The 704-nt window shown below is 44.0% G+C and carries 1 protein-coding gene; it reads left to right on the plus strand.

Going from position 1 to position 704, the window contains the following annotated elements:
* Positions 1 to 31: 31 nt before the first annotated feature.
* A partial coding sequence (locus ACQEXR_RS20310; protein ID WP_427021054.1) for an IS66 family transposase occupies positions 32 to 704 on the plus strand: 673 nt, incomplete at its 3' end.

A 704-nucleotide genomic window follows, 5' to 3' on the forward strand; every position in this document is an offset into this window, starting at 1 on the left:
CCACGAAACAGTTAAAGCATCTGAACTGATTATGGCTGACGAAACCTCACATCAACGTAATAATGATAAACGTTGGATGTGGGCTGCACTGAGTAATAACGTAGCCTTTTTCCAAATCAACAGTGGTAGAAACCAACATGCAGCCAAGCGACTACTTGGCGAGGCTGTTTCGCACCTTTTAGTCACTGACCAATACTCAGCCTACAAATATATTGATGATTCTAAGCGGCAGTTATGTTGGGCTCATATTTTGAGAAACGTCATCGCTATCGAGGAAAGTGTTTGCCCTGAAAACCAAAAAATCGGAGAAAAACTCGCTTTAATCGGTCATAGCGTATTCAGGTGCCATCATCGATACATCGAGAATAAAATGATCAAGAGCCAATATTATCGTCGACTCAGGCGATTAAGAAAGAGCTGGCTTCATTGGCTCAAACTGGGCAGTTATCAATGTTCAAAACGATATCGAGGTCGATGCCGTAACCTCATCGCAGATGATGCGATGGTCTGGCGCTTTATGGGTGACACCGAATGCCCATTAACGAACAATGCTGCAGAGCGAGTTCTCCGTAATTACATATTGATGAGAAAGTGCTGTTACGTAACTCGTTCATATCGAGGAGACCTGTTCCGTGAGCGGATGTTCTCGCTTATCGAGACAGCGAAACTTCAGCAGCTCTCTGCCTATAATTGGCTACGTGAAA

The sequence above is a fragment of the Vibrio sp. TRT 2004 genome (genome assembly GCF_050113735.1).
GTDB lineage: Bacteria > Pseudomonadota > Gammaproteobacteria > Enterobacterales > Vibrionaceae > Vibrio.